This is a genomic window from Nonomuraea sp. NPDC005501 (assembly GCF_040605905.1).
GTDB lineage: Bacteria > Actinomycetota > Actinomycetes > Streptosporangiales > Streptosporangiaceae > Nonomuraea.
In genome coordinates this window covers 60,877-87,567 of record NZ_JBEXDT010000004.1, presented here as the reverse complement: position 1 = coordinate 87,567, position 26,691 = coordinate 60,877, and the positions used below count along the sequence as shown (strand labels likewise).

General features: G+C 67.7%; 28 protein-coding genes and 2 tRNA genes. 17 read left to right on the top strand and 13 right to left on the bottom strand.

Annotated features, from left to right (window positions below; all coding sequences use genetic code 11):
- The first annotated feature begins 54 nt into the window (after positions 1–54).
- From ABZS51_RS04340 to ABZS51_RS04305, 8 genes are all read left to right on the top strand, one after another.
- Positions 55–414, top strand: coding sequence for a hypothetical protein (locus ABZS51_RS04340; RefSeq protein WP_355436095.1), 360 nt, complete (start codon positions 55–57; stop codon positions 412–414).
- Between the two features lie 3 nt (positions 415–417).
- A complete protein-coding gene (locus tag ABZS51_RS04335) occupies positions 418–624 on the top strand; it encodes a hypothetical protein (RefSeq protein ID WP_355436092.1) in 207 nt (68 codons plus the stop codon).
- Positions 625–845: 221 nt separating this feature from the next.
- Complete coding sequence (locus ABZS51_RS04330; protein ID WP_355436089.1) at positions 846–1,034, top strand: hypothetical protein; 189 nt, start codon at positions 846–848, stop codon at positions 1,032–1,034.
- A gap of 25 nt (positions 1,035–1,059) precedes the next feature.
- Positions 1,060–1,404 (top strand): hypothetical protein, encoded by a 345-nt coding sequence (locus ABZS51_RS04325; RefSeq protein WP_355436086.1) that lies wholly within the window; start codon positions 1,060–1,062, stop codon positions 1,402–1,404.
- Positions 1,405–1,481: 77 nt separating this feature from the next.
- Complete coding sequence (locus ABZS51_RS04320; protein ID WP_355436083.1) at positions 1,482–3,227, top strand: cell division protein FtsK; 1,746 nt, start codon at positions 1,482–1,484, stop codon at positions 3,225–3,227.
- Between the two features lie 152 nt (positions 3,228–3,379).
- Positions 3,380–3,562 carry a helix-turn-helix domain-containing protein gene (locus ABZS51_RS04315; protein ID WP_355436080.1) on the top strand — a complete coding sequence of 61 codons (183 nt, stop codon included), beginning with the start codon at positions 3,380–3,382 and terminating at the stop codon, positions 3,560–3,562.
- 100 nt (positions 3,563–3,662) lie between these two features.
- Positions 3,663–3,815 carry a ribbon-helix-helix domain-containing protein gene (locus ABZS51_RS04310; protein WP_355436076.1) on the top strand — a complete coding sequence of 51 codons (153 nt, stop codon included), beginning with the start codon at positions 3,663–3,665 and terminating at the stop codon, positions 3,813–3,815.
- Between the two features lie 5 nt (positions 3,816–3,820).
- Positions 3,821–5,002, top strand: a complete 1,182-nt coding sequence (locus ABZS51_RS04305) for a site-specific integrase (RefSeq protein WP_355436073.1) — start codon at positions 3,821–3,823, stop codon at positions 5,000–5,002.
- A gap of 101 nt (positions 5,003–5,103) precedes the next feature.
- Here ABZS51_RS04305 and ABZS51_RS04300 read toward each other — a convergent pair.
- The 7 genes from ABZS51_RS04300 to galU form a co-directional block, all read right to left on the bottom strand.
- Positions 5,104–5,180: transfer RNA gene (locus ABZS51_RS04300), tRNA-Ala, on the bottom strand.
- A 56-nt stretch (positions 5,181–5,236) separates the two neighbouring features.
- Positions 5,237–5,842: a hypothetical protein gene (locus ABZS51_RS04295; protein WP_355436070.1), complete on the bottom strand. Its 606-nt coding sequence runs from the start codon at positions 5,840–5,842 to the stop codon at positions 5,237–5,239.
- A 124-nt stretch (positions 5,843–5,966) separates the two neighbouring features.
- Positions 5,967–6,611 (bottom strand): GNAT family protein, encoded by a 645-nt coding sequence (locus ABZS51_RS04290; RefSeq protein ID WP_310709542.1) that lies wholly within the window; start codon positions 6,609–6,611, stop codon positions 5,967–5,969.
- 41 nt (positions 6,612–6,652) lie between these two features.
- Positions 6,653–7,135 (bottom strand): MogA/MoaB family molybdenum cofactor biosynthesis protein, encoded by a 483-nt coding sequence (locus tag ABZS51_RS04285; protein WP_355436066.1) that lies wholly within the window; start codon positions 7,133–7,135, stop codon positions 6,653–6,655.
- The gene (gene moaC, locus ABZS51_RS04280) at positions 7,132–7,602 is read right to left on the bottom strand and encodes a cyclic pyranopterin monophosphate synthase MoaC (RefSeq protein WP_310709540.1); all 471 of its coding nucleotides are present in this window, start codon (positions 7,600–7,602) and stop codon (positions 7,132–7,134) included. Before moaC ends, ABZS51_RS04285 begins: the two co-directional genes overlap by 4 nt.
- 22 nt (positions 7,603–7,624) lie before the next feature.
- Positions 7,625–8,812, bottom strand: a complete 1,188-nt coding sequence (glp, locus tag ABZS51_RS04275; RefSeq protein ID WP_355436063.1) for a gephyrin-like molybdotransferase Glp — start codon at positions 8,810–8,812, stop codon at positions 7,625–7,627.
- A 5-nt stretch (positions 8,813–8,817) separates the two neighbouring features.
- A complete protein-coding gene (gene galU / locus ABZS51_RS04270) occupies positions 8,818–9,720 on the bottom strand; it encodes a UTP--glucose-1-phosphate uridylyltransferase GalU (protein WP_355436060.1) in 903 nt (300 codons plus the stop codon).
- A 24-nt stretch (positions 9,721–9,744) separates the two neighbouring features.
- Here galU and ABZS51_RS04265 point away from each other — a divergent pair, with 24 nt between their 5' ends.
- The 3 genes from ABZS51_RS04265 (at position 9,745) to ABZS51_RS04255 (ending at position 12,242) form a co-directional block, all read left to right on the top strand.
- Entirely contained in the window at positions 9,745–10,314 is a 570-nt protein-coding gene (locus ABZS51_RS04265) for a 5-formyltetrahydrofolate cyclo-ligase (RefSeq protein ID WP_355436057.1), read from the top strand.
- A gap of 23 nt (positions 10,315–10,337) precedes the next feature.
- Positions 10,338–11,843: a potassium/proton antiporter gene (locus ABZS51_RS04260; protein WP_355436054.1), complete on the top strand. Its 1,506-nt coding sequence runs from the start codon at positions 10,338–10,340 to the stop codon at positions 11,841–11,843.
- Positions 11,844–11,915: 72 nt separating this feature from the next.
- Entirely contained in the window at positions 11,916–12,242 is a 327-nt protein-coding gene (locus tag ABZS51_RS04255) for an FmdB family zinc ribbon protein (RefSeq protein ID WP_355436051.1), read from the top strand.
- Positions 12,243–12,927: 685 nt separating this feature from the next.
- Here the strand turns inward: ABZS51_RS04255 and ABZS51_RS04250 are convergent.
- Positions 12,928–14,895 carry an MDR family MFS transporter gene (locus ABZS51_RS04250; RefSeq protein ID WP_355436048.1) on the bottom strand — a complete coding sequence of 656 codons (1,968 nt, stop codon included), beginning with the start codon at positions 14,893–14,895 and terminating at the stop codon, positions 12,928–12,930.
- Between the two features lie 142 nt (positions 14,896–15,037).
- On the opposite strand from ABZS51_RS04250, the gene ABZS51_RS04245 reads away from it, so the two are divergent.
- Positions 15,038–15,844, top strand: a complete 807-nt coding sequence (locus ABZS51_RS04245) for an S-methyl-5'-thioadenosine phosphorylase (protein ID WP_355436046.1) — start codon at positions 15,038–15,040, stop codon at positions 15,842–15,844.
- Between the two features lie 400 nt (positions 15,845–16,244).
- Positions 16,245–16,718 carry an SAF domain-containing protein gene (locus tag ABZS51_RS04240; RefSeq protein WP_355436043.1) on the top strand — a complete coding sequence of 158 codons (474 nt, stop codon included), beginning with the start codon at positions 16,245–16,247 and terminating at the stop codon, positions 16,716–16,718.
- A gap of 153 nt (positions 16,719–16,871) precedes the next feature.
- Here the strand turns inward: ABZS51_RS04240 and ABZS51_RS04235 are convergent, their stop codons facing one another.
- Positions 16,872–17,963, bottom strand: a complete 1,092-nt coding sequence (locus ABZS51_RS04235) for a D-alanyl-D-alanine carboxypeptidase family protein (protein WP_355436041.1) — start codon at positions 17,961–17,963, stop codon at positions 16,872–16,874.
- 422 nt (positions 17,964–18,385) lie between these two features.
- The gene (locus ABZS51_RS04230) at positions 18,386–18,946 is read right to left on the bottom strand and encodes a hypothetical protein (protein ID WP_355436038.1); all 561 of its coding nucleotides are present in this window, start codon (positions 18,944–18,946) and stop codon (positions 18,386–18,388) included.
- Between the two features lie 246 nt (positions 18,947–19,192).
- On the opposite strand from ABZS51_RS04230, the gene ABZS51_RS04225 reads away from it, so the two are divergent.
- Positions 19,193–19,265: transfer RNA gene (locus ABZS51_RS04225), tRNA-Arg, on the top strand.
- A 318-nt stretch (positions 19,266–19,583) separates the two neighbouring features.
- Here ABZS51_RS04225 and ABZS51_RS04220 read toward each other — a convergent pair.
- The 3 genes from ABZS51_RS04220 to ABZS51_RS04210 are packed head-to-tail and all read right to left on the bottom strand — an operon-like array spanning position 19,584 to position 23,426.
- Positions 19,584–21,578: a hypothetical protein gene (locus ABZS51_RS04220; protein WP_355436036.1), complete on the bottom strand. Its 1,995-nt coding sequence runs from the start codon at positions 21,576–21,578 to the stop codon at positions 19,584–19,586.
- Positions 21,575–22,723 carry a 5'-methylthioadenosine/S-adenosylhomocysteine nucleosidase gene (locus ABZS51_RS04215; protein ID WP_355436033.1) on the bottom strand — a complete coding sequence of 383 codons (1,149 nt, stop codon included), beginning with the start codon at positions 22,721–22,723 and terminating at the stop codon, positions 21,575–21,577. Before ABZS51_RS04215 ends, ABZS51_RS04220 begins: the two co-directional genes overlap by 4 nt.
- A gap of 7 nt (positions 22,724–22,730) precedes the next feature.
- Entirely contained in the window at positions 22,731–23,426 is a 696-nt protein-coding gene (locus tag ABZS51_RS04210; RefSeq protein WP_355436030.1) for an NUDIX hydrolase, read from the bottom strand.
- Positions 23,427–23,591: 165 nt separating this feature from the next.
- Between ABZS51_RS04210 and ABZS51_RS04205 the strand changes: the two genes are divergently transcribed.
- The 3 genes from ABZS51_RS04205 to ABZS51_RS04195 all read left to right on the top strand — a co-directional run bounded on the left by ABZS51_RS04205 (position 23,592) and on the right by ABZS51_RS04195 (position 26,687).
- Positions 23,592–24,242, top strand: a complete 651-nt coding sequence (locus ABZS51_RS04205) for an HAD family hydrolase (protein ID WP_355436027.1) — start codon at positions 23,592–23,594, stop codon at positions 24,240–24,242.
- A gap of 121 nt (positions 24,243–24,363) precedes the next feature.
- A complete protein-coding gene (locus ABZS51_RS04200; protein ID WP_355436024.1) occupies positions 24,364–24,654 on the top strand; it encodes a hypothetical protein in 291 nt (96 codons plus the stop codon).
- Positions 24,655–24,692: 38 nt separating this feature from the next.
- A complete protein-coding gene (locus ABZS51_RS04195) occupies positions 24,693–26,687 on the top strand; it encodes a hypothetical protein (protein WP_355436022.1) in 1,995 nt (664 codons plus the stop codon).
- Positions 26,688–26,691 lie beyond the last annotated feature (4 nt).

Below are 26,691 nucleotides of genomic sequence, written 5' to 3'. Positions count from 1 at the left end.
CTGAAACCTACTTTCTCCTCGTAGGTCACCAGAGACGGAAGGGATGTGATCTAGATGAGCCCAGCTCAGCGTTACCACCGCCGCGAACTGATCGCCGGATTGCGCACCCTGGCCACCTTCCTGGACGGCCACCCCCAGGTTCCTGTTCCCAGGTACGGAACCGTTCGGGTGTCGGTCCACACTAACTACGACACCGACGCCAGTAGCGAGGTTGAGGCGATCGCCGAAGTCGAGCGGATCGCTGCCCTGTTGGGCACCACACCCACGGTCGAGGACGGGCACCACGTTGCCGGTGCGGAGTTCGGCAGCGTCCGTTACGAAGCTGTCCTGATCACGCAGGCGGCGATGGATCGCCGTGCGGCGCTGGACTCCTACCGCGACGCGATCGCCCTCGACGAGATCGAGGGGGCGTGAGCGGTGGACATCGGACTGTTCGTCGTGTTCCTGGCCCTTGCCCTGTCGGCCACCATGCTCGTGCTGTTCGTGGTGCTGGTCATCTCGATCAAGCGTGAGGACAAGCGCCACTTGCCCAACACGGCCGCCTCCCCCATGGGGGCGATGAGCCGCCGCGTCCTGGGCACCTACGCACACCACCACGTGACCAGGGCGGGGGTGAATATCTGATGCGAACCCTGCCGATCACGCTTCCGCTGGCGAGGGGCTGTGCCTGTGGCGCTGCCGTACAGCGTGGCCAGAGGCGGTGCTCCAAGTGCCGCGCACGTGCCCGTTGGCACCGCCGCAAGGCGCACCAGGACGGCATCTGACCTTCCCGTCTCTGCGTGCCAGGGCGACCGCGCCGCCCTCTGGTACACGCCGTTCCGCCCGTCGAGAGGAGGTGAGTCTCTGTGGAAGTCACCGTTCCACTGGTCGTGATTGTGGGCGTGATCGTGTTCATCTCCTGGCGCTACCTCGGGTTGCGCCTGTGGCAAGCGATCCTCGCCCTCGTGTTCGGCTTCCTGCTGGCCGCGACCACGTTCGCGCCCGGCATCAGCACCGTGATCAACGGCATCGCGAAGTGGATCACCAACCAATGACCCCCGACCGAAGGAGGGATGCCTAGTGTCAAACCGCCACCCCTACCCACATATCGATCTTCAGGAGGTTGCCACCCGCAACAACACCGCCGCTCAACTCCTGGCGGCACTCACCCGAGACCCCCTGCCCCTGCTCCCTGTCTGGGCGTACGTGATCAGCGCCCTCGACGACATCGAAGCCCTGATCGACGAGATCACCGGCCTACGCGCCGAACTGGCCAGCATCCGCCACCAGCGCGCCAACCTGCTGGCCGCCATCCGCGCCACGCTAGCCGCCGAACGCGATGGCGACGACGACCCCCTGTACTACGTGCGTGACGAGCTGCACGCCCAGACCCACCCCGACCAGACGGCCGGTGAGGGCTGGTGAGCAGGCACCGGGCATCGCGCTACGAGATGCGCCGCAACGCACGTCGGATGCGCCGCTATGGCGTCCAACCCGTCGCCATGATCGACGACCTGGAGTTGGCGCCCCTGGCCATCGCCGGTATCGCCCGCCTGGTCTGGCGGTATCGGTCCGAACTCGCCCCGCTCATCGTCGCCGCATCAGTCCTGCTGAACGGCGTGATCCTGCGTCGGTGGTTTCCCGAATGGTGGTCTACCGTCCTGATCAGCGCGATCGGGATGGCCGCCGCACTGGTCGTATGGGGCCGATGGGCCAACCTCCCCCGCCCGATCGAACGCGGTTATGCCGCCTTCACCACGGCGTTCGCCGGAACATGGCTAACCCTGGCCGCCTATCTAGGGCCGTTCACGCCACCCCTACCCGCCGTGCTCGGCATCGGCTCTCTCGTACTCGCTGTGCCCTGGTGGGCGCATCGCCGGCGGCGTGCCCGCGTGCGGGTCGAGCGCACGCTTGCCGCCTGGCCGGACATCGCCCAAGCCGTCGGCCTGGCCGGATCTCGCATCCAATCGGCCATGGTCGATCTCTGGGGCTACCGCGTCCGCCTCAAGCTGGGACGCGGCCAGACCGTCGAGGACGTGGTCAACGCCGTCCCCCGCCTGGAATCGGCGCTCGGCACCACACGCGGCGGGGTACGTGTCCAACCGGTGGCCAGCAAGCAAGCCAACCGTGCCGACCTGCGGGTGATCGAAACCGACCCGCACGCCGACGCCATCGCTTGGCCAGGCCCGTCCATCACATCGATCACGCAACCGGCGAAACTCGGGCTGTTCGAGGACGGTGCGCCCGTACGGGTTCCGCTGCTCAGGCGGCACGGGCTGTTCGCGGGCATGTCCGGGGCAGGGAAGTCCGGAGGCGTGAACGTCCTGCTCGGGGACCTGACCGCCTGCCCGGACGTGATCCTCTGGGCGGTCGACCTCAAGCGCGGCATGGAGTTGTTGCCGTGGGTGTCGTGCATCGATCGCCTGGCCACCACCCCGCAGGAGGCGGAGGCTCTGCTGGCCGATGCGGTGGTCATCCTCGACGGACGGGCGGATGACCTCACCCGACGCGGCGAACGGGTATGGGAGCCATCACCGGACAGGCCCGCATTGATCATCGTCATCGATGAGTACGCCGAGCTGGCCAGCGAGGCACCCCGCGCGATCACGTACGCCGACTCGATCGCCCGACGTGGTCGCGCCCCAGCCGTCAACCTGATCGCCGCCACTCAACGCCCGTCGAAGGACGCGATGGGCAAGAGCGCGGTCCGCTCCCAGATGGATGTCCGGCTGTGCTTCCGCGTCCGGGAACCCCGCGACGGAGACCTCGTTCTAGGGCAGGGCATGGTCAAGGCCGGATGGCACCCGCACAAGCTGGATGCTCCCGGCAAGTTCCTGATCAGCTCTCCGGAACACGACGTCCCCCGCCGCGCCCGGACCTACCTCCTCGACGACGAGGGCGTACAGGCCACCGCCGACCGGCACGCCGAACACCGCCCGCCCCTCGACCAGGTATCGGCCCAAGCCCTGCTACGTGCGGCTGAAATGCCCGTCATGCCGTCACAGTCCACCGTCCGACCATCGCCCCGGCATGCGCGCGACAGCGCTGCGCGGGAGGCCGAGGAGACCCTGACAGCCACGCTGAGGCAGGCCCCCAGCGACGGGGTAAGCATCGGCGATCTCATACGCGCAACCGGCATGCGCCGCACTTGGGTCTACCAACGCCTTCAGGAGTTGGGCCACGCACGCCAGGTCGAACAGGTCACGCGAGGACGCTGGCGGGCCCTCCCAGAGATACACGATCCGTAATCGTCCGCGTCCGTCGTCCGCGTCCGTCCGCGCGTCTGCGCGTGTAGGAGGCACCACACACGCGGACGGACGAACGGACGGACAATCACAGTCTGTAACCAGCGGCAATACCGCGAAGGAAGGAGCCGCCCACCCGACGAACGAGAGGGGGGATGCGCATGCAGGCATACACCGTCGAACAAGTCGCGGAGATGCTGAGCATCGGACGTGACAAGGTCTACTTCCTTCTCCGTACCAACCAGCTCAAGAGCATCAAGATCGGCAAACTCCGTCGAATCACCGATCGGCACCTTGCCGACTTCATTTCCTCGCTGGAGGCGATAGACGACGCGTAGAACAGCGTGCTACAACGTTCTACAGGACGGGTTGTGCGGCACCGGCGCACAACCCGGCAAGCGCCTCTTGATAACTGCATGACACGAAAGGAAGCCGTCAATGACGAGCGACCGAACGACCCTGCCTCCCGTACGGGTGGACACGGAACTGAAAGACCGTCTCCGCACGTACGCCGAGTCGCAGGAACGAGATGTGTCGTGGGTGATCAGGAAGGCGATCGAGGAGTACCTCAACCGTCACGAGAAGGGGTGATCCCTTTGGCCAAGATCCTGATCGGCAAGTACGAAGCGACCATCTATCCCGAGGGGGACGGCTACACCGGAGCCATCTCCCTCGGGTTCGGCCCCGACGGCAAGCGTCAGCGCCTCAAGCGCAAGGGCAAGACCAAGACCCTGGTCAAGGACAAGCTGATCAAGGCCGTCAAAGCCCTTGAGTCAGGCGTCACCGCATCGGAGACCTATACCGTGCGAGATGCCGTCAACGACTGGCTCAGCAAGGGCCTCAAGGGCCGGTCCGAGAACACCGTCACCAAGCTGCGCATCCTCGCCGAGACGCACATCATCCCGGCATTGGGGAAGATCAAGCTCCAGCAGCTACGCGCCGATCACGTGGATGAGTGGCTTGACCAGCTCGCCAACAAGCTGGCCACAACCACCCTCCGGGAGATCCACGGCGCACTGAAGAGGGCCATCCGCCAGGCTCAGGCACGCGACATGGTACTCAGGAACGTGGCCGAACTGGTCACCACGCCCAAGGGCACGGACGGACGACCCAGTAGAGCGCTCACCCGGCAACAGGCAGAGGCCGTGCTCAACGCCGCCGAGTCGTCCGAACTCCACGCCTACGTGGTCGTCAGCCTCACCACGGGCATTCGCACCGAGGAAGCCCGCGCGCTGCGCTGGGATCACGTCGTCGCCTGGATGCCGAACCTCAAGCAGTGGCGACCGGTGACCGAAGTGGGGTTCAACGACAAGCGGTTCGCCATCTACGTATGGCGCGCCGACCGAGAAGGAGGGGACACCAAGACCCGTAAGTCACGCCGCACGCTGGAACTTCCCAAGCTGGCGGCTCAGGCCCTCCGACAGCACCACGTAGGCCAAGCCGCCCAGAGGCTCCGGGCAGGCGAGGCGTGGCGCGATCACAACCTGGTGTTCTGCACGAGCGTCGGTACCCAACTGGACGCATCAAACGTGCGACGGGCCTTCCGCAAGATCACCAAAGCAGCGGGACTCGGAACCGCATGGAGTCCCCGCGAACTGCGTCACTCATTCGTCTCCATCATGAGTGACCAGGGCGTACCCATCGAGACCATCGCCGATCTCGTCGGGCACGCGGGCACCAGCGTTACGGAAACGGTCTACCGGCACCAGCTCAGGCCGGTGATCAGCAAGGGTGCCCAGACCATGAACACCATCTTCGGCGAGAAGCCCACGGGTTGAGAGTCCGAGTGAGATGGCTCCCCGATTGGCTCCCATCGACTTCCAGACATGAGAAAAGGGCCTCTGGATTACTCCAAAGACCCTTCTCACCTGCATCTTCCTGGTGGAGATGAGGGGATTCGAACCCCTGACCCCTTCGATGCGAACGAAGTGCGCTACCGGACTGCGCTACATCCCCAAGAACCTCGACCAGATTAGCAAACTCTCCGAGGTCCTCGCGCCATCCCCGCCCCCTCAATCCCCCACCGCGCGCCGCGGCGGCTCCGCGTACTGGTCGAACAGGGCATCCTCCTGCCGGGCCGCCAGGTCGATGATCTCGGCGCGTTCCTGCTCCGCCGCCAGGCTCGCGGCGCGGCGCTGGTCGCGGAGGCGGCGGGCGCGTTCGGCGCGGGACTGGGCGGCGCGGTCGCGCCGTTCCCGGTCCACCTGTACGGCGATGCGCAGGAACCCCAGGTACGACAGCATGACGACCACCGAGGGCGCCACCCCCCACCACGGCATCATCCTGACCGAGGCCGTCACCACCGAGGCGACCACGAGCAGCCCGGTGAAGAAGAGCAGCCGGCGGCGCCGGGCGACGATGATGGCGCGGCGCCTGACGCGGAACTGGCGCGGGTCCACCCGTTCGCCCTCCACGGCACCCGGCGGCGGTGGTGGCGGTGTGAAGGCGCCTTCCTGGGCTTGCAGGCGCTCCAGGTCGGGCAGTTGGTGCTCGCCGGTGTAGTACTCTTCGAGCTCCGCCAGTTCGGCCAGGTTGGTCTTGTCGCGGCGCAGCCACATGGGCACGAGCACGCACAACCACATGACGACGATGGCGAGGTAGAGGAGGACGCTGCTCACGGCCACCTCCGGGCACGACGAAGACACCCGGGTGTTTTCGGCGTCTTCGATGTGCTCACGTCACGCACCGTAAGACCGCGTGTCACTGATTGACGAGCATTCGGTGCGGTGTGTCGCGAGATCGTCAAACCTCTTCTACCGGAGACCCGCCGTGGGAGGCCGACTCGCGAGCGCGTCGCCACTGCACCAGCAGGCCGCCGGGGACGTCCTCGACGGTCAGCGCGTAACAGATGTGGTCGCGCCAGGCTCCGTCGATGTGGAGCTGACGGCGACGAATGCCTTCTTCCCGGAATCCGAGCTTCTCAACCACCCGGCGGCTGGCCTGGTTCTCGGGGCGGATGTTGGCCTCCAGGCGGTGCAGGCCGGTGGTGAAGAAGCAGTGGTCGACGGCCATGGCCAGCGCCGTGGGCGTGATGCCGCGGCCGGCGAGGGCGCCGTCCACCCAGTAGCCCACCTGGGCGGAGCGGGCCGAGCCCCAGACGATGGCGCCGATGGTGAGCTGCCCGGCGAACCGGTCGCCGTACGTGATCACCCACGGTAGCGCCAGGCCCTGCCGGGCCTCGCGGCGCAGGGTGCCGACCATGGAGACGTACGGGCCGAGACCGGTCTTGAACAGCGGCGTCTCCGGGTTGCTCGGCTCCCAGGGACGCAGCCAGTCGGCGTTGCGCACTCTCGTATCGCGCCAGACGCGTACGTCGGCCAGCCGCAACGGCCTGAGACCCACGGGACCCTCTTCCAGGGTCGCCGGCCAGCCACGAAGTCGATCCACATCACTCATCATCCCCCCATCGGGGATGTCGCCGCCACGGCTCAGGCGGAGCGCTGGTGGTCGCCGCCGTTGACCTGCTCCACCGCATGTCCGAGAACCGACACGAGTACCGCGACGCCGTCCCGTACGCCTCCCGTGGAGCCGGGGAGGTTGACGATCAGCGTGCGGCCGGCCTGGCCGGCGAGGCCGCGGGCGAGAATCGAGGTGGGAACTTTGTCGCGGTTCACTTGCCTGATCGCTTCGGCTATGCCGGGAATTTCCCGAGATATCACTCGGGCGGTCATCTCCGGCGTCAGGTCGGCGGGCGTCAGCCCCGTCCCCCCTGTCGTCACGATCACGTCGTACGCGGCCGCGACCCCGTCGCGCAGCGCCGCCTCCACGGGCTCGCCGTCCGGCACCACCACGGGCCCGTCCACGGAGCACCCGGCGTCCTCCAGGAGGGACACCAGCAGCGGCCCCGACCGGTCCTCGTACACCCCGGCGGAGGCCCGGTTCGACACCGTCACCACCAGCGCGCGGATCACGGCCGCGTCCAGTGCCCGGTCTTGCCGCCCGTCTTCTCCTCCACCCGCACGTCGCTGATCACCGCGGCGGGGTCCACCGCCTTGACCATGTCGATCAGCGCCAGCGCGGCCACCGACACGGCGGTCAGGGCCTCCATCTCCACGCCGGTACGGTCGGCCGTCTTCACCCGGCAGGTGATCGCGACGCCCTCGTCCTCGACGTCGAGCGTCACCTTCACACCGTGCAGCGCGATCGGGTGGCAGAGCGGGATCAGGTCGGGTGTCCGTTTCGCGCCCATGATGCCGGCGATCCGGGCCACGCCCAGCGCGTCGCCCTTGGGCACCTCGCCCGAGCGCAGCAACGCGACGGCCTCCGGCGACAGCAGCACCCGCCCGGTGGCGGTGGCCGTGCGCGCCCCGATGTCCTTGCCGGACACGTCCACCATGCGTGCCGCGCCCGTTTCGTCCAGGTGCGTGAACTCACTCACCGAAGGTTCACCTTCCGACAGATCACAGGGGGATCACCTCGACGGCCGTGCCCGCCGGCACCTCCGTCACGTCCTCGGGCACCACGATCAGCGCGTTCGCCGAGGCCAGCGCCGCGAGCTGGTGGGATCCCTGCCCGCGCACCGGCGTCACGGTGCCGTCCGACGCCAGCACGCCGCGCAGGAACGAGCGCCGCCCCGACGGCGAGCGCAGCGGGCCGACGACGTGCGCGGTCACGGTCTCGGGCGCCTCCGCGTCCAGTCCGCGCATCTTCCGCAGCGCCGGCCGTACGAACAGCATGAACGACACGAACGACGAGACCGGATTGCCGGGCAACGCGAAGATCGGCACCTGGTCCTCCCCCACGACGCCGAACCCCTGGGGCATACCCGGCTGCATGGCGACCTTCTCGAACCGGACGGTGCCGAGCGGCGCGAGCGCCTCCTTGACGGGTTCGTAGGCGCCCATCGAGACGCCGCCGCTCGTGACGACGGCGTCGGCGCGCAGGAGCTGCGAGTCGAGCTGGTCGAGGAACACGGCGGGGTCGTCGCTCACCGTGGGGGCCCGGAAGCCCTCCGCCCCGGTGGCCCGGACCGCGGCCGTGAGCGTGAAGCTGTTGGAATCCCAGATCTGCCCGGGCTGGAGCTCGGTACCCGGCTCGGCGAGCTCGGCGCCCGTCGACAGCACGACGACCCGCGGCAGCGGACGCGCCAGCACGCGCCGGCGGCCCACCCCGGCGATGATGCCGAGCTGGGCGGGGCCGATCACGGTCCCCGCCTCCAGGACGACGTCGCCGGCCCGCACGTCCTCGCCGGCCCGCCGGATGGCGTTGCCCTCGGGAGCCGTGCGCTCGATCGTGACCGTGACCGTGCCGCCGTCCGTCCACTCCACCGGCACGACGGTGTCGGCGCCGGCGGGCACGGGAGCGCCCGTCATGATCCGTACCGCGTGCCCGGGCCCGACCGCCCGCAGCTCGCCGGAGCCGGCCGCCACGTCGTCCACCACCGGCAGCCTGACCGGCGCCTCGGCGATGTCGGCGGCGCGGACGGCATAGCCGTCCATGGCCGAGTTGTCGAACGGCGGCAGTGGCACCGGCGAGGTCACCTCCTCGGCCAGCGTCGTGCCCAGCGCCCGCTCCAGCTCCAGCTCCAGGGGAGCCAGCGGGCGTACGGTGGCCAGGATGTCGGCGAGATGCGCGTCGACCGACTTCATCGAGGTCAACCGATCTCGTCGAGGAACTCGCGCAGCCACGGCACGAACTCCGGCGCCAGATCCTCCCGGTCCGCCGCGAACTTCACCACGGTGCGCAGATAGTCGAGCTTGTCGCCGGTGTCGTAACGGCGCCCTCGGAACAGCACGCCGTGGACCGGGCCGCCCTGGTCGGAGCCGCGGCCGGCGAGCGTGCGGAGCGCGTCGGTGAGCTGGATCTCGTTGCCGCGGCCGGGCGGGGTGTTCTCCAGCACCTCGAACACCGCGGGGTCGATGACGTACCGGCCGATGACCGCCCAGTTGGACGGCGCCTCGTCGACCGACGGCTTCTCCACCAGGTCCGTCACGCGCACGACGTCCGACTCGTCGGTCGCCTCGATCGTCGCCACGCCGTACAGGGAGACCTGGTCCTTCGGCACCTCCATGAGCGCGATGACGCTGCCGCCGTAGGTGCCGCGCACCTCGATCATGCGCTGGAGCAGGTGGTCGCGGTAGTCGATCAGGTCGTCGCCGAGCAGGCAGGCGAACGGGTGGTCGCCAACGTGCTGCTTGGCGCAGAGCACCGCGTGGCCGAGGCCCTTCGGCTCGCCCTGCCGTACGTAGTGGAGCGTGGCCAGCGAGGCCGGCTCGCGAACCTGGGACAACCGGTGCTCGTCGCCCTTGGCTTCGAGCACCTCCTCCAGCTCGAACGCGCGGTCGAAGTGGTCCTCGATCGACCGTTTGTTCTTGCCCGTCACCATGAGGACGTCCAGGAGCCCGGCGGAGGCGGCCTCTTCGACGACATACTGGATGGCGGGCTTGTCGACGATGGGCAACATCTCCTTGGGTGTCGCCTTGGTCGCCGGAAGGAACCGGGTGCCCAGACCCGCGGCGGGCACGACGGCTTTCGTCACAGGGTCGAAGTCAGCCATGAGTAGACCCTAGTGGAGGGACCTGTGGACAAGCTGAACCTGCGCCGCGAAGTGATGTCGTCACGTGCTTCACTCTCCCCAGAACAGCTCCGGACGAACGCCTCCGCAGTCCGCGAAACACTGCTTGACCAGCCGTGGGTCCAGATGGCCGGGCTCGTCGCCTGCTACTGGTCGGTGGGCACGGAGCCGGGGACGCACGGGCTGGTGTTCGCGCTGTGGAAGCACGGGGCGACCGTGATCCTGCCGGTCCTGAAGGAGGACCACGACCTCGACTGGGCGGTGTACGACGGGCCCGACACGCTCGCACCCGGCCGGTACGGGGTCATGGAGCCGGTGGACACGCGCCGCGGCGTCGACGCGATCCGCACCGCCGCCCTGGTCATCGTCCCCGCGCTGGCCGTGGACAGGCTGACGGGGGTTCGGCTGGGCCGGGGCGGCGGCTCCTACGACCGCGCCCTGGCCCGCGTCGGCCCGAACGTGCCCACCGTCGCGCTGCTCCACCCCGGCGAGCTGGTCGACGGGGTTCCGGCCGAGCCGCATGACCAGCGGGTGGGCTGGGCGATCAGTCCCGAGGAACTCACTAGGCTTATGTGACCGAACGTACGAGAGGGGGCCAGATGCCACTGGATGTCTGGCTTCTGATCGGTGCGGCGATCGTCATCGCCGCCATCGCCTCCGTACGGATCGCACACCGCAGCGGGCTGCCCAGTCTGTTGCTGTTCCTGGGGTTCGGGCTGGTTCTGGGCGAGTCGGGGTTCGGCATCCCGTTCGACAACCCCGATCTGGCCAAGCAGATCGGCATGACGGCGCTGGCCGTGATCCTGGCCGAGGGCGGTCTGACCACGAGCTGGAGCCATGTGCGCCGGGCGGTGCCGCTGGCGCTGATCCTCGCCACCGTGGGCGTCGCGGTCAGCATCGTGGTGCTGGCGCTGGCCGTCCACGTGCTGCTCGGGTTCGAGCCGATCACCGCGCTCATCCTGGGCGCGGTGCTGGCGCCCACCGACGCCGCCGCCGTCTTCTCCGTGCTGCGCCGGCTGCCCGTACCGCCACGGCTGGCGGGCGTGCTGGAGGCCGAGTCGGGCTTCAACGACGCCCCGACCGTGATCGCCGTGATGCTGCTGAGTGCCGCCGGCCACCAGACGCCGTCGATCGGCACGTTCCTGCTGGAGACCGGGGTCGAGCTGGCCATCGGCGCCGCCGTCGGCCTGGCCGTCGGCCCCGCGGGCGCGTACGCGCTGCGCCGCGTCGCGCTGCCCGCCTCGGGCCTGTACCCGATCGCCGTACTGGCGCTGACCTTCGTCTCGTACGGCGGCGCGGTGCTGCTGCACGGCTCCGGCTTCCTGGCGATCTACCTGACGGCCCTCATCCTCGGCAACTCCCGGCTGCCGCACCGGGCGGCGACCAGAGGCTTCGCCGAGGGGGCGGCGTGGCTGGCGCAGATCGGGCTGTTCGTCATGCTGGGACTGCTGGCCAGCCCGCAGGAGATGCCGTCGTCGATCGTGCCCGGCCTCATCGCCGGGACCGTCCTGGTGCTGCTGGCCCGGCCGGCGTCCGTGCTGTTCAGCTCGGTGCTGGCGCGGGTGGTCCGGGTCGCGCGGGTGAGCTGGCGGGAGCAGGCGTTCCTGTCGTGGGCGGGTCTGCGCGGCGCCATCCCCATCGTGCTGGCGACCATCCCGTGGGCGGCGGGCGTCGAGGGGTCGAAGGACGTCTTCAACGAGGTGTTCATCATCGTCATCGTGTTCACGCTGCTGCAGGGGCCCACGCTGCCGTACGTGGCCCGGGTGCTCGGCGTGACCGCCCCCGGCGAGGCGCACGACCTGGAGGTCGAGTCGGCCCCGCTGGAGGAGCTCCAGGCCGACCTGCTGCAGGTACGGATCCCGGCCGGCTCCAAGCTGCACGGCGTGGAGCTGTTCGAGCTGCGGCTCCCGGCGGGCGCCGCGGTGACGCTCGTCGTCCGCGACGGCCGCTCGTTCGTCCCCTCGGGCACCACCCAGGTACACGCCGACGACCAGCTCCTCGTGGTCACCACCGCCGCCTGCCGCGACCAGGTGGAGCGCCGGCTGCGCGCCGTCAGCCGCCGCGGCAAGCTGGCCGGATGGTACGGGGAGCGGGGACTGGAATAGTCAATTGACGGTATCGGTTACCATTAGCAGTCGCATAGCTCGAGTGCCAGAGCAAGCCTGAAGGAGGAGCGCGTGCCGACCTACCAGTACGCCTGCAACGACTGCGGTGAGCAGCTCGAGGTCGTCCAGAAGTTCACCGATGAGGCGCTGACGGTCTGCCCCGCCTGCCAGGGCAACCTGCGCAAGGTGTTCTCGGCAGTGGGCATCGTGTTCAAGGGCTCCGGCTTCTACCGCACGGACAGCCGCTCGTCGTCGTCATCCACGTCCCCCGCCTCGTCCTCGTCCTCGTCCTCGTCTTCCTCTTCGTCGTCTTCTACGTCGTCGTCGAGCAAGAGCGAGTCGTCGTCTTCGTCGACGTCCTCCACACCGAGCACGGCCGCGGCCGCCGCCACCAACTGACCCTGGGCCGGCGCTCGGGCGACCCGATACCCACAACGCTGGTACGGCGTCTCGTCAAGCCGCGCACGACATGAGACGCCAGCCCAGCTGTAGCACTGTGCCCGCGATCTGACGCTCGTAGGCCCAGCAAGCACCACGCATGCCCGTCCCGGCCCGCGAACGCGCACCGGGCACGCCGCTCCCGCTCGCCGGGCAAGCACACCCTCTGGCCGGGCAATGCGCATGTCCCTGGGCGGCGAGGCGAACAGCCGAACGCGCGCCCCGAACGGTGACGCACCAGCAAACGCCGCCCCGGCCACCCGGCCGCCCCGGCCGCCCCGAGGCGAGGCTGGCGCACAAATCGCGCGCCCTTCGGCCGACCAGGACCGCGACGAGTTGCTCGCACACCCTGGAGTCCCAACAGATCCGGATCGCTTGTCTCGATCTGCCACGCCAGCCACTGCTAGGGCGTCACAATGTTGTCCGCGGCCATCGCTTGCTCCTTCAGTCCAGGTCAAAACTCGAAGGATCACTCGATGGCCGTCTTCATTTCACGACGCCACGCCCACCGGGTCAGCCTCGTCCACCCCCAGTCGTCGCAACCGAGCAACGCTGGACATCGAGGCACGCGCAACGCCGAACCGACCGTTCGCGCGCCCCTCGCCGCTCGCACCGCCAGTGCGACGCCCTTCGCCGCCAACCGTCGTCAACGTGGCCGATCGGCACGCGCCCCCAGCAGCTCCGGCGTGATCCGCTCACACAACCGCTTCAACTGCGGGCTGTCCCCCCAATCCGCCACCAACCCCCGCAAGCTCTCAAGCGACGACCGTGTAAGCCGCCCCGCCGCCACCCGCCCCTCACCAGTCAGCCGCAGACGGTCTTCATCGTCCGACCGCTCCACCAGCCCCCGCTCGACGAGCTGATCCACGTACGGCCGGCCGGTGGCCCTGCTGACATCGGCCCGGCACGCCAGTTCCGCCGCCTCCACCCACCCCTTCCCGTCGAGCCTGGCGATGATCCACACGCCCTGCGGCGCGATGCCGTCCAGCCCGGCCAGCGAGCCGAGCCGGGCGTAGAAGCCCCGGCGCAGGTCGGCGTCGGCCAGCCGTACCAGACCTCGTTCGACCTCGGCCAGTGAGGAGCGTTCGGCGGAGGTGGCGCCGAGCCCTTCTCCCAGGTCGGCGGCCTTGGTGGTCTCCCGGAGCTGCTGCTGCGGGATGAGCCAGGTGAGCGCGAACGCCACCAGCATGATCGGCGCCGCCACCTTGAAGACGGTGGCGATCGCGTCGGCGTAGACGTGCAGGAAGTCGGCCGCGAGCTCGGGCGGTAGCCGCTGGATGGCCGTCGGGTCCTGCTGCACTTGGGCAGGGTCGAACCCCGGCGGCAACCGCGTCCTGGCGAGCACCCTGGACAGATCGTCGTTGAGCCGGGAGGAGAAGACGGAGCCGAGAGTGGCGACACCGAACGCACCGCCGATCGACCGGAAGAACGTCACACCCGACGTGGCCACGCCGAGATCCTTGAAGTCGACGGCGTTCTGAACGATGATCACCAGCACCTGCATGGTCATGCCGAGCCCCATGCCGAGCACCAGGAGGTCCACACTCATCGTCCACAGGCTGCTGTGCTCGGTCAGCATGGAGAGCATGAGCAGGCCGACCGTGGCGAACGCGGTGCCGGTGATGGGCAGGTAGCGATACTTGCCGGTCCTGCTGATGATCTGTCCCGAGATGATGGACATGGTGAGCATGCCGGCCATCATCGGCAGCAGATGAAGGCCCGAAAGAGTCGGCGTGACCCCGTGGACCGCCTGGAGGTACAGCGGAAGGTACGTGAGCGCGCCGAACATCGCGAACCCCACGACGAACCCCACGGCCGACGACATCGTGAACGCCCTGAGCCTGAACAGCTCCAGCGGCAGCACCGGCTCACGCGCCCGCCGCTCCGCCACCGCCCACGCGACCAGCAGGACGACCGCCGCGCCGGCCAGCCCGAGGATCACCGGATCGCTCCACGGATACGTGGTGCCGCCCCAGGTCGTCAGCAGGACCAGGCAAGAGGTGGCGCCGCCGAGCAGCACCACACCCGCGAAGTCGATCCTGTGCCGGGTCTGCGACTTGTCGTTGGGCAGGCCGGCGACGATGACGAACAGCGCGACGGCGCCGAGCGGCAGGTTGATGTAGAACACCCAGTGCCACGACAGATGGTCCACGAACAGACCGCCGAGCAGCGGCCCCACCACGCTCGCGACGGCGAAGACCCCGCCGAACCACCCCTGGTACTTCCCCCTCTCGCGCGCCGAGACGACGTCGCCCACGATGGCCTGCGCCAACACCATCAGGCCCCCGCCGCCGAGACCCTGGAGGGAGCGGTAGGCGATGAGCTGCCCCATGCTGGAGCTGAGACCGCACAGCGCCGAACCGACGAGGAAGATGACGATGGCGGTCACGAACAGGTACTTGCGCCCGAACTGGTCGCCCAGCTTCCCCCACAGCGGCGTGGACACGGTCGAGGCCAGCAGATAGCCCGTCACGACCCAGGACAGCTCCTCCAGGCCGCCCAGGTCGCTCACGATCGTCGGCAACGCGGTGGACACGATCGTCTGATCGAGCGCCGCCAGCAACATGCCGAGCATGAGCGCGACGATGATGAACGCGAGACCCCTTCGCCTCATGGGCCGATCCTACTCACCGTGATCTCATGATCACTCCCCGCTCGGGTCGCTTATCCACAGAACCCCGTTCTGCCGTCCCCTTGTCCACAGACCGCCGTTCCAGCCGCGTTCCCCACCACCCGCCCCCGCTAATCTCAGCGCCATGCTCACTCGCGCAGACATCGGCGTCATCGGCGGATCCGGTCTCTACTCCCTGCTGGACGACGCGGAGGAGATCCAGGTCCCCACCCCGTACGGCCCGCCCAGCGACATCGTCACCGTCGGACGGATCGGTTCGCGCTCCGTCGCCTTCATCCCCCGGCACGGCCGCGACCACCGGTTCCCGCCCCACCGCATCCCCTACCGCGCCAACCTGTGGGCACTCCGCTCGCTCGGCGTGAGACAGGTGCTCGCCCCCAGCGCCGTCGGCTCCCTGCGCGCCAAGCACGGGCCGGGGACACTCGTCATCCCCGACCAGCTCATCGACCGCACCTCCGGGAGAGCGCAGACCTATTACGACGCGGGGCACGCGGTGCACGTCTCCTTCGCCGACCCCTACTGCCCCTCAGGCCGCGCGGTCGCCATCGAGGCGGCCAGGTCAGGCGGCTGGGAAACGGTCGACGGCGGCACCCTCGTGGTCATCGAAGGCCCGCGGTTCTCCACGCGGGCGGAGTCGCGCTGGTTCGCCTCCAACGGCTGGACGATCGTCGGCATGACCGGTTTCCCCGAGTCCGTCCTGGCCCGCGAGCTTGCGCTGTGCTACACCTCCCTCTCCTTGGTGACCGACCACGACGCGGGCGTCGAGGCAGGTGAGGGCGTGACCCACGAGGAGGTGATGAAGTTCTTCGCCCAGAACGTGACCCGCATGCGCACTTTGGTGGCCGACACGGTCGAAGCCCTGCCCACCGAACCCACGTGCCCATGCGGCTCCACCCTGGACGGTCTCGACCTGCCTTTCGAGCTCCCATGACCCGCCTCCAGGCCCTCGCACCCACCACACCCCGCCGTTCGACCCCGGCCACCAGCGAGCCGCGGCCCCCACACACCCTCGGCGAACCAACCCCGCCGCAGCCCCACGCGGATCGACCGGCCGCCGAGCGAGTGGGCTGTACCGGTCCGGCCGGGGCAGGCAAATCACCCAAGGCGGTCAGCCTGAGATGACGGAGCCAGGCAACCGCAAGCCCGGCCGTCTGAGTCCCTCAGCAGCAACGATCCTGAACCTCAGCGGCAACCGAAGCCGACGACCCGGTGGGCGCATCCCGAAAACGGATGGAGCGAGCAGAAGACCAGGCCGGTGGGCCCGGTGCAGCCGACGGCGCCTCATCGCCGCCGTCCTGGCCGGCATCGCCGTTCTCCTGGGCTACGCGGCCATGCGCCCCGACCCAGCGCCCACCGTGCTGGTGGCCGCCCGCGACCTGGCCCCAGGAGTGCTCCGTCCCGGTGACGTACGCGCCGTCCCCCTCACACCGCCCCCCGACGGAGCCCTGCGGACCGGAGCCGTCGGCCGCGTCCTCGCCGGCCCCATGCGCCGCGGCGAGCCGTTCACCGACGCCCGCCTGCTCCACTCGCTCCACCTGCCGGCCGGAACGGTGGCGACACCGGTTCGCATCGCGGACGCCGACGTGGCGAGCCTGCTCTCCCCCGGCTCGACCATCGCCGTGCTGGCGGCCTGGGAAGGCCAATCCGCTCAGCTGGTGGCCGACGACGTCACGGTCGTCACCATCCCGAAGGCCACGGACGAGCACGACGCCCTGCTGGTCCTCGCCACCACGCCGGACCAGGCGGGCCGGCTGGCGGCAGCCCAGGCGTCCGGCCGCCTCTCCATCACCATCAAACCAACCTGAGCCGCGCACCCTGACCACGCCGCCACAACACAGCACCAGAGCCGGTGACCGACAGAGCAGGCCGAGTGGCAGAGACCCTGTGCGGGGGCTGGCCGGCCGGCCAAGCCACGCCGCAGGAGCGACCACCGAACCACCACCGACAGATACGACGCCCTACAACAGGGAGTCGATCTTCGGGTTGTACTCCCAGTGCCACGGCTCGAACGGGCTGCTGTACGCCCAGGCCGGATGGAACCACCCGTACCTCTTGGAGTTCTGCTCCATCCACACGAACTCCGCCGACTTGTACCTCTCCACCCCACCACAGAGATCGACGGCCAGGCCAAGCCCATGATTGCTACGCCCAGGCACCGCGGCGAACCCCGGCCGCCGGTAGTACACCGACTGCTGCGCGGCCAGGCTGCGATAGGCGTCGGTCACACACATCTGCCTGCCGAACCGCCGGCGGTACGCCTCGTTCAAGCTGACGAACGCGATGGCGGCATCGGCCCGCAGGCTGTGCCCCTTCTGCTGCAACGGACAGAGCATGGCCTGGGGAATCAGCCCGTTCGGGAAGGAGTTGGCCGTCGCGGCCCGAAGCGGGTTGCAGCTCAGCGCCGCCCGCCCCACCTTGTCGATCTTGATACCGAGCTTCACCAGGGCAGCGGTCAGCGACTTGACGATCTTGTCCGAGCGCTGCCGCAACGTGTCCACCTCGGCCGACATCTGCGCCTCGGCCAGCAGGTTGTTCGCCCTGATCTCCTGCGCCTCGGCCGCCAGCCGTTGCGCCTCCCGGGCCAGCGCGGCGGTCCGCTCGACGGAGTGCTGCTTCACCTGCACGATGTACGTCGCATAGGTCATCGCCCGCAGCGAGTTCGCGTTCGCGTCACCCGACAAGAACGGCGCGACGCCATCGCCGCTGACCGGCTGCTGGTACAGCAGCTCCGCCATCTGCGCCACCGGCTGGCGGATCCGCGCGAGGTTCCGGTCGGCCTCCTGGAGCTTGTCCAGCTTGGCTTTCAGGTCCTTCTCGGCCGTCGCGATGTCCGCCCGGCGCTTCTCCAGCGCCTTGGTGGCGTCCTCCAGCTCCTTGGCCGACTTCTCGGCCTCTTTCCGCAACGCGGCAAGGTCAGCCGGGTCCTTGTTCTCCGCCCGTTCCGCACGGTCGGCGCGCCCGGTAACGGCCTGAGCAGGAGGAGGCATCGCGACCAGAGAAGCCATCACCATGACGACCGCGATCAGACCCGCTGATCGAGGGGATGGCACGTCCGACTCCTCCGTTTGCGAACTCGTTACCTGGGTCAGGCACGCACGTTACTACAGCCCCCGGAGTGCCCGGACCTAACTCCGGCGACCCGTTATGACACAAAAGCGCACTTTGTACGCCCACCCTGCCGGGACCGGCGCGAACGCCGCCACAAGATCAACACCCATATCGTGAACTACGCTCACCATCGCCACCGGGTTCGCCCACCGAAGACAGAAAGCCCCGGCCACAAGCCCCGCCGGAGGCGGTGATCACAGCACCCGCCGACGAAGGTCCAGAGCCCGCCCGGGCCTACTCGAACCCTCGCCCGCCACCACCACCGCCTCCACGCAGACCTAGCGAACGGGGCAGGCCTAGCGAACGGGCGAATCGAGCCAGCGAGGCGGCGTGCACAACTCAGTGACGCGGCATGCGAGCCGCTTCACCCCTCATCCCCGGAGAGCACATCAACGCCCCCCTCGGCGATCGCACGCTCCTGCTCCCGCTCCCGGCAGACCTCCCACAACCAGGTGTCCACCCACTCCCCCGGGCACTCCTCTTCCTGAGCCCCGGCAGCACCCTCCATCGCCTCACCCGAGCTCCGCCGCTCAGCGACCCCCGGCGACATCGCATCCACCCCAACGGGAGCCGCCCGCCCACCACGCGAGGAACGCCCCACAACACCCAGATCAGGAACGGAGGAAACAGATATGACCTCCGGCACCCGATCCACCTTCACCTGGGACCGAGAGCGCCCCCCTACCGGAGCCGGAACAACCCGCTCATACCGCCGCTCAGCCCGCGCCGGAGCCGGCAACAACACGGCCTCCACCACCACGTCGCCACCGTCAGCAGCGACCCTCATCTCCTGCCTCATGCCGGCACGCTCGTACCTGCTGAGCTCGCCGGCCAGCAACCCACCCGCCAAGATCACAGGCGCCACCAACGCCACCCCCAACACCACGGGCCGCCGATGCACGTCCTGCCGCCGCCTTCTGGTCACCCGCCCGACGTTAGCCACCCCCGCCCCCACCCCACCCGATCACCGCCATCCCTTTACGCCTACTCACACCACCCATGACTTCGCCACGCGGTGGGACCCACCGAGCAGTCCGCTCACCCACCAGGAGCAGGCGCAGCGATACCGCGGCCGCGACCCGCCCGAACCCACATCCCATGCTCATGACCTCAAAGTCACCCGCCCCCACGGCCCACACAGTGCCGGACTTTCGCTAGGCTTACGGGGTCCGCCTCCGTAGCTCAGGGGATAGAGCACCGCTCTCCTAAAGCGGGTGCCGCAGGTTCGAATCCTGCCGGGGGCACTCTTCTCCACCAGAGATTTCGCCTTCTGACCTGCGGTTTCTTGGCCGCAGGTCTTCTGGCTCCCGGGCCCTCGGTAGGTCGCCGACGGCACCCGTGTGCAGCTGTAGGACCATGATCACGGGACATATGCGGGATGATCTTGGCGACGATTTCTCAAGCCTGCCGCGCTGCTCAGGTGACGAGCCAGGCCAGCGCCATAGGAGCCGGTACCCTCTGCCTCCACCGCATGCAGTTGATCGCGCAGCGGTTAAGCCGCGAGCAGCTCCGTGCCCCCGGGCACCAGCACGATCGCCAGCGGCGGATCTGCCTGCCATTCGTCAGGCGAAGATGGCGTTCACGGCCTCGCTCATCTCCGCGAGGGGGACTTTCTCACGTTGGCGCTCGAAGGCGATCCACTCCTTGCCTTCCGCAGCGACGCCCTCCAGGACGTGTAGGGCGTTGCCGAGCCCCGCCGTGCCGAGGGTCACTTGTGACGCGCCCTGCGGATTCTTATCCTCCTTCTGGGTGACTTCTGTGGGCGGATCGGTCACCTTGACCTTGATCGGATCGCCGTTGGTCAGCGTCAGCTCGAAGACGTTCTCTCCGTTGTCGGTCTCGGCCACCTGGACCGAGGTGAACGCGTCATAACGGTAATTGGTGCGTGCCCGGCTGCGGAATGTGGCCTCCTGGAAGTCGAGGTGCACCGTTAACTGCCGCACGCCATCCTTGGTGAGCAGGAAGAGCAGGATCTTGTATTTCGAATAGCGCCATGGCCCGTCCTCAATGCGTGCCCTGCTGTAGGAGGGTGTGGCGGGCGCCTCGATAAAGGCGTGGGCGAGGACGTCCTGCCGCTTCAGCCTGTAGAAGCCCATCGCCTCCTCCATCAATGCCTTGCGGTCGCACTCCAGCCAGCGAGCCATCTCTAGATCATCCGGCCTGTCGGCGAGTTTGCGCTTCCACCGTTCGAGAGCCGCTTCGCGGCCGGCCAGTAGGACCTCCTTTTCCGCCTTCTCGGCGGCGTGCCGCTTGTACTCCGCGGCGATGCGCAACCAGACGCGAGCCGAGAGCCAGACTGAAGCCAGAGCGACGAATGCGGCCAGCGGCACGATGAGCGGCCTGACGTGCGCGCCGCCCCAGATCAGGAGGGCGCCTGCCGTAGCCGCCGCGATCGCCGCCAGGACGCACATCGCCTTCACCAGCAAGGGGACGCGTAACTCCTTGCGGTAGTCCCACAACTTGCCCGCCTGCCAGCGCCGCGCGACGTCGGTGACCAGGTATCTGGTGAGCCAGGCGACTCGCTTGGCGTTGACCGTGCTCTCCCGATAAATGGTGACGACCTCGTCACGCAAGGCCCGGCGGACGCCCGCTGTCTCGGAGAGCCAGCGGGCCTTGTCTGCGCCGCGCGGGGTGTACAGCGCGAAATAGTGGTTGAACTGCTGGTCGATCTTGCTCGCGAAACCATCGCCGCGTGTGGTGGTGGCCGGCCGACGTAGATACTCCCGGTCCTTCGCCTGGCGGCGCTCCTTCCTACACCGCCACTCCACGCCGCTGCGAACGCTCGCGTAGCAGCCAGCCGCCAGAGCAAGCAGGGCGGACACCGCCGTCGTCCCGTTGTACTGCCATGCCGTGGCACCGATGAAGCCGACGGTCACCAGAGCGAGCGCGGTGGTCGCCGTGGCTCCGGTCCAGGTGCCCAGTCGGATGAGGACAGGATCCGCTGGCCGTACCCGTGCGCCGCTGGGCTCCGGTTGGAAGAATTTCCAGGCCCGGCGCAGCCGGTCCTTCGCGTAGCGGTCGCTCCTGGCCGCGTCGAAGGCGCGTGCCCAGAGGGCGTCCTCGGCAGAGCTGTCCAGGAACATCTCCATGTGCTGGAGAACATCGTTGCGTTGCCCGTCGGTCAGATTCTGGAGTTCCTGCTCTATGTCGGCAGCTCCGCTCTCCGTAGAACGGGACGTCAGGAGGTGGTCGACCATCTTGATGGCGTCGGCCCATTCGTCGTCGTCCTTTACGGCGCCGCGTACAGAGCGCAGTATGGCGATCTCCTTCGGCGGTACCTGCTGCAGGGTGCGTCCGCTGAGCAGGGCCAGCAGCAGGTAGAAGCAGGACTGACCGTTGACGTAGTTGCACAGGACTACGGCGTCGCGGATGTATTTGCGTGCCTCCGGAGCCATCCCCGCGCGCAGGGAATTGAGCCCCGCCTTGAAGGTCTTCTCAGGTGAAGGGGCGCCCGCGACCTGGTAGACGTTGACAGGTCCGTGGATGGCCTCCGCCTGGACGGCGACGTTCGCCGAGTCGGTGGCAAGGTTGGTCGGGCCGGAGTGGGAATCGTTCACAAGACGCCCCGGATAGCTGCGATGACGGCCGCCACGTGCGCCGCCAGCTCCGCCACGTCCGCCAGGAGCCCGCGGAGTCTCTTGAGTGCGATCACTGCCTTGCTCCTGCCCTCCTCGGTGCTCTCGGACAGCGACTCGGCGGCGACAGCGATCTCATCTTCAGCCGCGGTGAACGTATCGTCGTCCACCTTCTGGGCCTTGCGCGCCCTGGCCAGCCGGTCGCGTAGCTCGGCAAGCTGGGTGACCGGGTCGGCTGCCTTAGCCTGGGACGGGTGGCCGATGGTGACGTTGCCGTGGATCTGCCCAGCCTGCACGCCCACCCGGGCGTTGTCGCGGGCGACGTTCTTCACGCTGTCGGACATACCTCGCACCTCTCTCGCCTTGCTCGCCGGATGGTTCTCGTGCTCCACTGCCAGTTCCTGAGCGAGGGCCACGGCGAAGGCTGCGGCGTTGGCCGCCGCCTTCGGCTGCCAGTTCAAACCGTCAGCCGTGGTCTTGGTGCCGTCGGCACGGTCGCTGATGCCGCGCACCACAGCCATGGGCAGCGACCTGTTGTGATGGGCGGCCTGCGCCACGCCGGCCGACTCCATCTCGATCGCGAGCGCGTCGTTATAGGTCTGGCGCACCCACTGGGCGTGCGTGGAGATCGCGGAGTCCTGTACTACCTCGCCAGCCGCGATCGGGCCGAAGCGCACCGCGGGCACGGCCGCGCCCGCAGGCAGGCGGCGGGTCCAGGTCTCGGTGCGGTAGAGGTGACGGGCGATCTGGTCGGTCTCGTGGTCGATCTCCCAGACGCGCGGGCGGGCTTTGAGGCCGTCATCCTCGCTGGTGCCGCCGTGGTAGGCGTAGACGTGCGTGGCCACCACCACGTCGCCCAGGCCGATGCCGGGCCACAGGGCCCCAGCGACCCCCACGAACAGCAGCGCCGACGGCGAGAACTCGGCGATCGCCCGCTCGGTGATCACCGCCGACGGATGGTTGCCCTTGCCGACCAGGCCCAGGGCCACCCGGCGCCCGTCGCCGCCCAAACGGCCAACCTCGAAGCGAGTGCCGGCGGTGTGGCGATGCACGCGCGGGTCGGTCAGATGCTCGCGGACGGCCTGATACTCCAGATCCAGTGCGGTGAGAATCACGATCACGACCATCGACCTCCTAAGGCCGAGTCATCGGGGGATTGAGGACGTGGACCGGACCCGCCTTGAAGAGCCGGGCGGGCCTCCCGTTCGGAGTCTTGCGCATCGGGCCGTCGGCGACGATGAAGCCGCGGGCACCCTGGACCTTGCGGTAAAAGTTGCGGGGATCGAGGCGGACACCCCAGACCGCCTCGTATACCTGCTGGAGCTCCGAGAGGGTGAAGCTCTCGGTACAGAACGCGGTGGCCAGGGCGGTGTGCTCCAGCTTGGTACGCGCGCGCTCGACCCCGTCGATGAGGATGCGGCGATGGTCGAAGGCCAGTTTCGTGCCCGGGGCCAGGGCCTCGTCCACTGATGTCCAGGAGGCGTCGGCGGCGTCGGTGCCGGCGATCGGCTCCGGCAGGCGAGGCGCAATGGCCAGGTAGGCGACAGACACGACGCGGCCGCGCGGGTCGCGGCCCGGATCGCCGTACACGGCCAGGGGTTCCAGGTGCACGTCGGACAGTCCCACCTCCTCCGAGAGCTCGCGCCGCGCCGCCGCCTCGATCTCCTCGCGCTCGTCGCGCAGGAAGCCGCCCGGGAGGGCCAGAGCGCCGAGGAACGGGTCGATGCCACGTTTCACGAGCAAGACGTGCAGGCGCGCGTCGCGCAGCGTCAGGATCACCAGGTCGACCGCGAGCAGGATGCGCGGCGGCTGCCATGGGTCGTCGGGCATGAGCACACCATAGCTTTTTGTCAGATCGACAGGAAGTCTTTGTTGAGTGCAGGGGTACTCATGCCGGCCTCACTCGCCGACCGGCCGATTCGATGATCGGGGAGACCTCCCGGGGGCGTATCAGGGTCGATCCGTGCCAGTGAGACGTCCATCTAGGGTGACCCCATGCAGCGCCTCGCCCTCTTCGATCTCGACAGGACGCTCATCGACCTTGACGACGCGTTCTTCCGCTGGGCTGAGGAGTTCGCCATGCACCGGCAGTTGGGCCCTGAGGGCGCCGCCTGGCTCGTCTCTCTGGATCGAGACGGGTACCCGCATCGAGAGATCTTCTTCGGCAAGGTGCGCGAGCACTTTGCTCTGACGGAACCAGTCGATGAGCTATGGGCGGACTACCGCCGGCGTATGCCGCACCTCGTGCGCTGCTACCCAGGCGTTCTGGCAGGTCTTGCCGAGATGCGCACCGAAGGGTGGCGAGTCGGCATCGTCACGAACGGCATGGCCGACAACCAGCTCGGAAAGCTTCGGCGGACCGGTCTTGCTGACGCAGTCGATGGCTATGCGGTGTCCGGAGTCGAGGGCATCCGCAAGCCACAAGCCCGCCTCTTCCACATAGCTGCTGAGCGGTGCGGGGCCAGCCTCGCCCGGGGCGGCTGGATGGTCGGTGACAACCTCATCTCAGACATGGAAGGCGCCCGAACGGCCGGTCTACGTGCGATATGGATCGACAGAGGAAGGCATCCAGCCAGCGAGCACCAAGTCGACCACGTGGTCGCCGACGTCATCGAGGCAATCGCGATCCTGTGTGATACGCAGTAGTCGAAACACTCGCTGCCCCTTATGCCGCTTCTGTCGTTCCCCTCGACGCAAGCGAAGGCTTCGCTTATCGTCACATTGATCCCAGGGATAGCCGTCTCGAAGGTCCAGAGGAACCCGGACGATGGCGACACAGGAACAGATCAACACCGCTCGGCGCACGATTGAGCGATTACGCGACCAGCACGCCAACGACGTGCGCAAGCTCATCGGCCTGCTCGAAAGCGGCGCCATGAAGGGCAAGGCCGCGGACAAGCTCATCGAGGACTGCCAAGGCTGGCAAGCGGCCTACAACAGCGTCTTTGACCGAGCGCTCGCCCTGATCGATGCCATTCCCGTCAACGCTGAGTCGGGCGCGCTCACCCCGGACCCGCTCGCGCGGTTACGGCCACACACCCCGTGGATGCCCTCCTGATGAGCCCTCCCAACCGAATCGGCATCGACCCAACCCTCATGACCCAGCTGATCGGCGAGATCAAACGTCTGGAGTCCGCCTGGTCGGAAGTCGACGCACAGATCAACAGCGCGTTGAGGGCGATCGGCATGAGCATGTCCGGGCCCGGCTTGTTGAGGGACGTCGGCTTTCAAATCGCTGAGCGCATCCCCGACCTACAGCGCCGCCTCGACCTCATCATCGCAACCCAGAAGATCAGCCTCGACAAGGGCCTCATCTGGGCGAACGAGTCGCTGTGGGTCTCCCATACACCAGCTGGAGGCGCAGCGGCCGCAAGAACAGTGGCCGACGAGCTACGCCGCGCTCGGCAGAACTTCCCCTTCTTGCAGCGGCCTCTCAGTGACGAGACCCTCGACGCGCTGGAGAAGCATCGGCACGATCCCTACTTCGCCATCGCTTTCGTTAAGGAGATGGCGCCCAAAGAGCTCAAGGAACTCCTTGCGGAGCTCGATCATGCTCAGGACTCCAAGCTTCCAAGCAAGCAAACGACAGGCGCCGCAGCGGATGTGAACCGGCTGATAGACACGCTTGGTTCCATCCTGGGAACGGCATCACGGGGCGTCGGCGACATGAAGTTACCCAAAGGGTACGTCGATCAGTTGATCGCCAATCAGGACGTAAGGCATAGTCGTGTAGTCAACGAGTTGTTGAGGCACGGCACTTTCGACGATGCGTTCCTCCTTGACGTCGCCAATAAGGTTTATGACAACGCACAGAGAGGTCACGCGGGCCAGGGCGACATTATCGCCTTCAGTTCCGGGCTGGCGGCCGCCCTAGCACACAATCCAAGGGCTGCGCAGGACTTCTTCCTCGATCCAGCACGAAAGCCGCTAGCCTTCCTGCTGCGACGCAACTGGGACGACAGCGGCCGAGAAATCGGGCGAGCGATCGAGGGAGCAGCAACAACATATCGAGATAACGCGCAACCTCCCGGAACGTCGCGCGGATACAAGTCCGCCCTCATTGCCTCCTGGGCGGTCCACTTTTGGGCAGGCCAGAGCGCCCAGTGGAACACCCCCGCCGCGCGGCAAAGCGCCGCACGTGTGCTTGCCTCCTATATCAGCGATGTCCATCGTGTCCCAGGAAGCAGCGCGAAAGAGACCATGGGCGTCACTCCCCTGGCAGACTCGGATCCCAATCTGCCGGGCAGCCAACCGTACGGCGCCCTGTTCGAAGCCGCCAGCGTGAAGAACATGATGACCTGGGCTTTCACCGATCCCAAGGCGCTCAATACAGTCGTCGAGGCCCAGAGCCGGTACAGCCTTCTGGTCCTCAACGCCCAAGCCGCCCAGATCAAAGAGGCGAACGACCAAGCGCTCAAGAAGTGGATCCGCGAAAACCCAGACGCTACCAAGACCGAAATCGCCGAGCAGCGCCAGAAGATCATCGAAGACACGATGAGCGGCAGCGCTGCTGAAGAATTCAAGGCCAAGGTATTCGATCTAAGCAGATCGCTCTATCTCGTCGTCGATGCCGGAAACTTGGCAGACATCAAAGAGGCAGACAGAAAAGACGAGGCACACAAAGCGTTCAAGGAGGCTTTGACGAGCACATTGAAGGTCGTGCTAACTCCAGCGGGGGATGAAGTCGTCGGAGGGTATGAGTTCATCGAGAGCAATATGGGTGACGAGGTCAAATTCGAGGACGGAAAGAGGGCGCGGGAGAGGGCCGAGAGCACCCTTACCGAGAGCCAGAATCTCTTCAAGGACCTCACGGCGGGAGCGATGCTACGGCATGGACTGTTCGGAGACGCATCTTTCCCGGGCAGCACGCACCCGCACGCGTTCGTGAACTACGCCAAGGGATCGAAGGGGGATTTCCTGTTCGACAAGGGACAACTCAAGCCCCGCAGCGCTATGGACGCCACGGAAGAGTATGCATACTTGGAATGGTTACAGCACTCCAAGGCATCAGCCATTTTTCATGGAACGGACCAGGCTGTTAACAGCGGATTCACCCCGCAAGTCCCACCTCATCCCAAGGCTGATGAATGAGATC

Excerpts from the sequence above, each read along its gene's own strand:
- ABZS51_RS04210 (WP_355436030.1), bottom strand. The coding sequence starts at position 23,426 with ATGCCCGACGACCCATGGCAGCCGCCGCGCATCCTGCTCGCGGTCGAC.
- galU (WP_355436060.1), bottom strand. The coding sequence starts at position 9,720 with ATGGCTGACTTCGACCCTGTGACGAAAGCCGTCGTGCCCGCCGCGGGT.
- ABZS51_RS04240 (WP_355436043.1), top strand. The coding sequence starts at position 16,245 with ATGCGCCCCGACCCAGCGCCCACCGTGCTGGTGGCCGCCCGCGACCTG.
- ABZS51_RS04245 (WP_355436046.1), top strand. The coding sequence starts at position 15,038 with ATGCTCACTCGCGCAGACATCGGCGTCATCGGCGGATCCGGTCTCTAC.
- ABZS51_RS04195 (WP_355436022.1), top strand. The coding sequence starts at position 24,693 with ATGACCCAGCTGATCGGCGAGATCAAACGTCTGGAGTCCGCCTGGTCG.
- ABZS51_RS04315 (WP_355436080.1), top strand. The coding sequence starts at position 3,380 with ATGCGCATGCAGGCATACACCGTCGAACAAGTCGCGGAGATGCTGAGC.
- ABZS51_RS04320 (WP_355436083.1), top strand. The coding sequence starts at position 1,482 with ATGATCGACGACCTGGAGTTGGCGCCCCTGGCCATCGCCGGTATCGCC.
- ABZS51_RS04250 (WP_355436048.1), bottom strand. The coding sequence starts at position 14,895 with ATGAGGCGAAGGGGTCTCGCGTTCATCATCGTCGCGCTCATGCTCGGC.
- ABZS51_RS04340 (WP_355436095.1), top strand. The coding sequence starts at position 55 with ATGAGCCCAGCTCAGCGTTACCACCGCCGCGAACTGATCGCCGGATTG.
- ABZS51_RS04200 (WP_355436024.1), top strand. The coding sequence starts at position 24,364 with ATGGCGACACAGGAACAGATCAACACCGCTCGGCGCACGATTGAGCGA.
- ABZS51_RS04215 (WP_355436033.1), bottom strand. The coding sequence starts at position 22,723 with ATGGTCGTGATCGTGATTCTCACCGCACTGGATCTGGAGTATCAGGCC.
- glp (WP_355436063.1), bottom strand. The coding sequence starts at position 8,812 with ATGAAGTCGGTCGACGCGCATCTCGCCGACATCCTGGCCACCGTACGC.
- ABZS51_RS04205 (WP_355436027.1), top strand. The coding sequence starts at position 23,592 with ATGCAGCGCCTCGCCCTCTTCGATCTCGACAGGACGCTCATCGACCTT.
- ABZS51_RS04310 (WP_355436076.1), top strand. The coding sequence starts at position 3,663 with ATGACGAGCGACCGAACGACCCTGCCTCCCGTACGGGTGGACACGGAA.
- ABZS51_RS04260 (WP_355436054.1), top strand. The coding sequence starts at position 10,338 with ATGCCACTGGATGTCTGGCTTCTGATCGGTGCGGCGATCGTCATCGCC.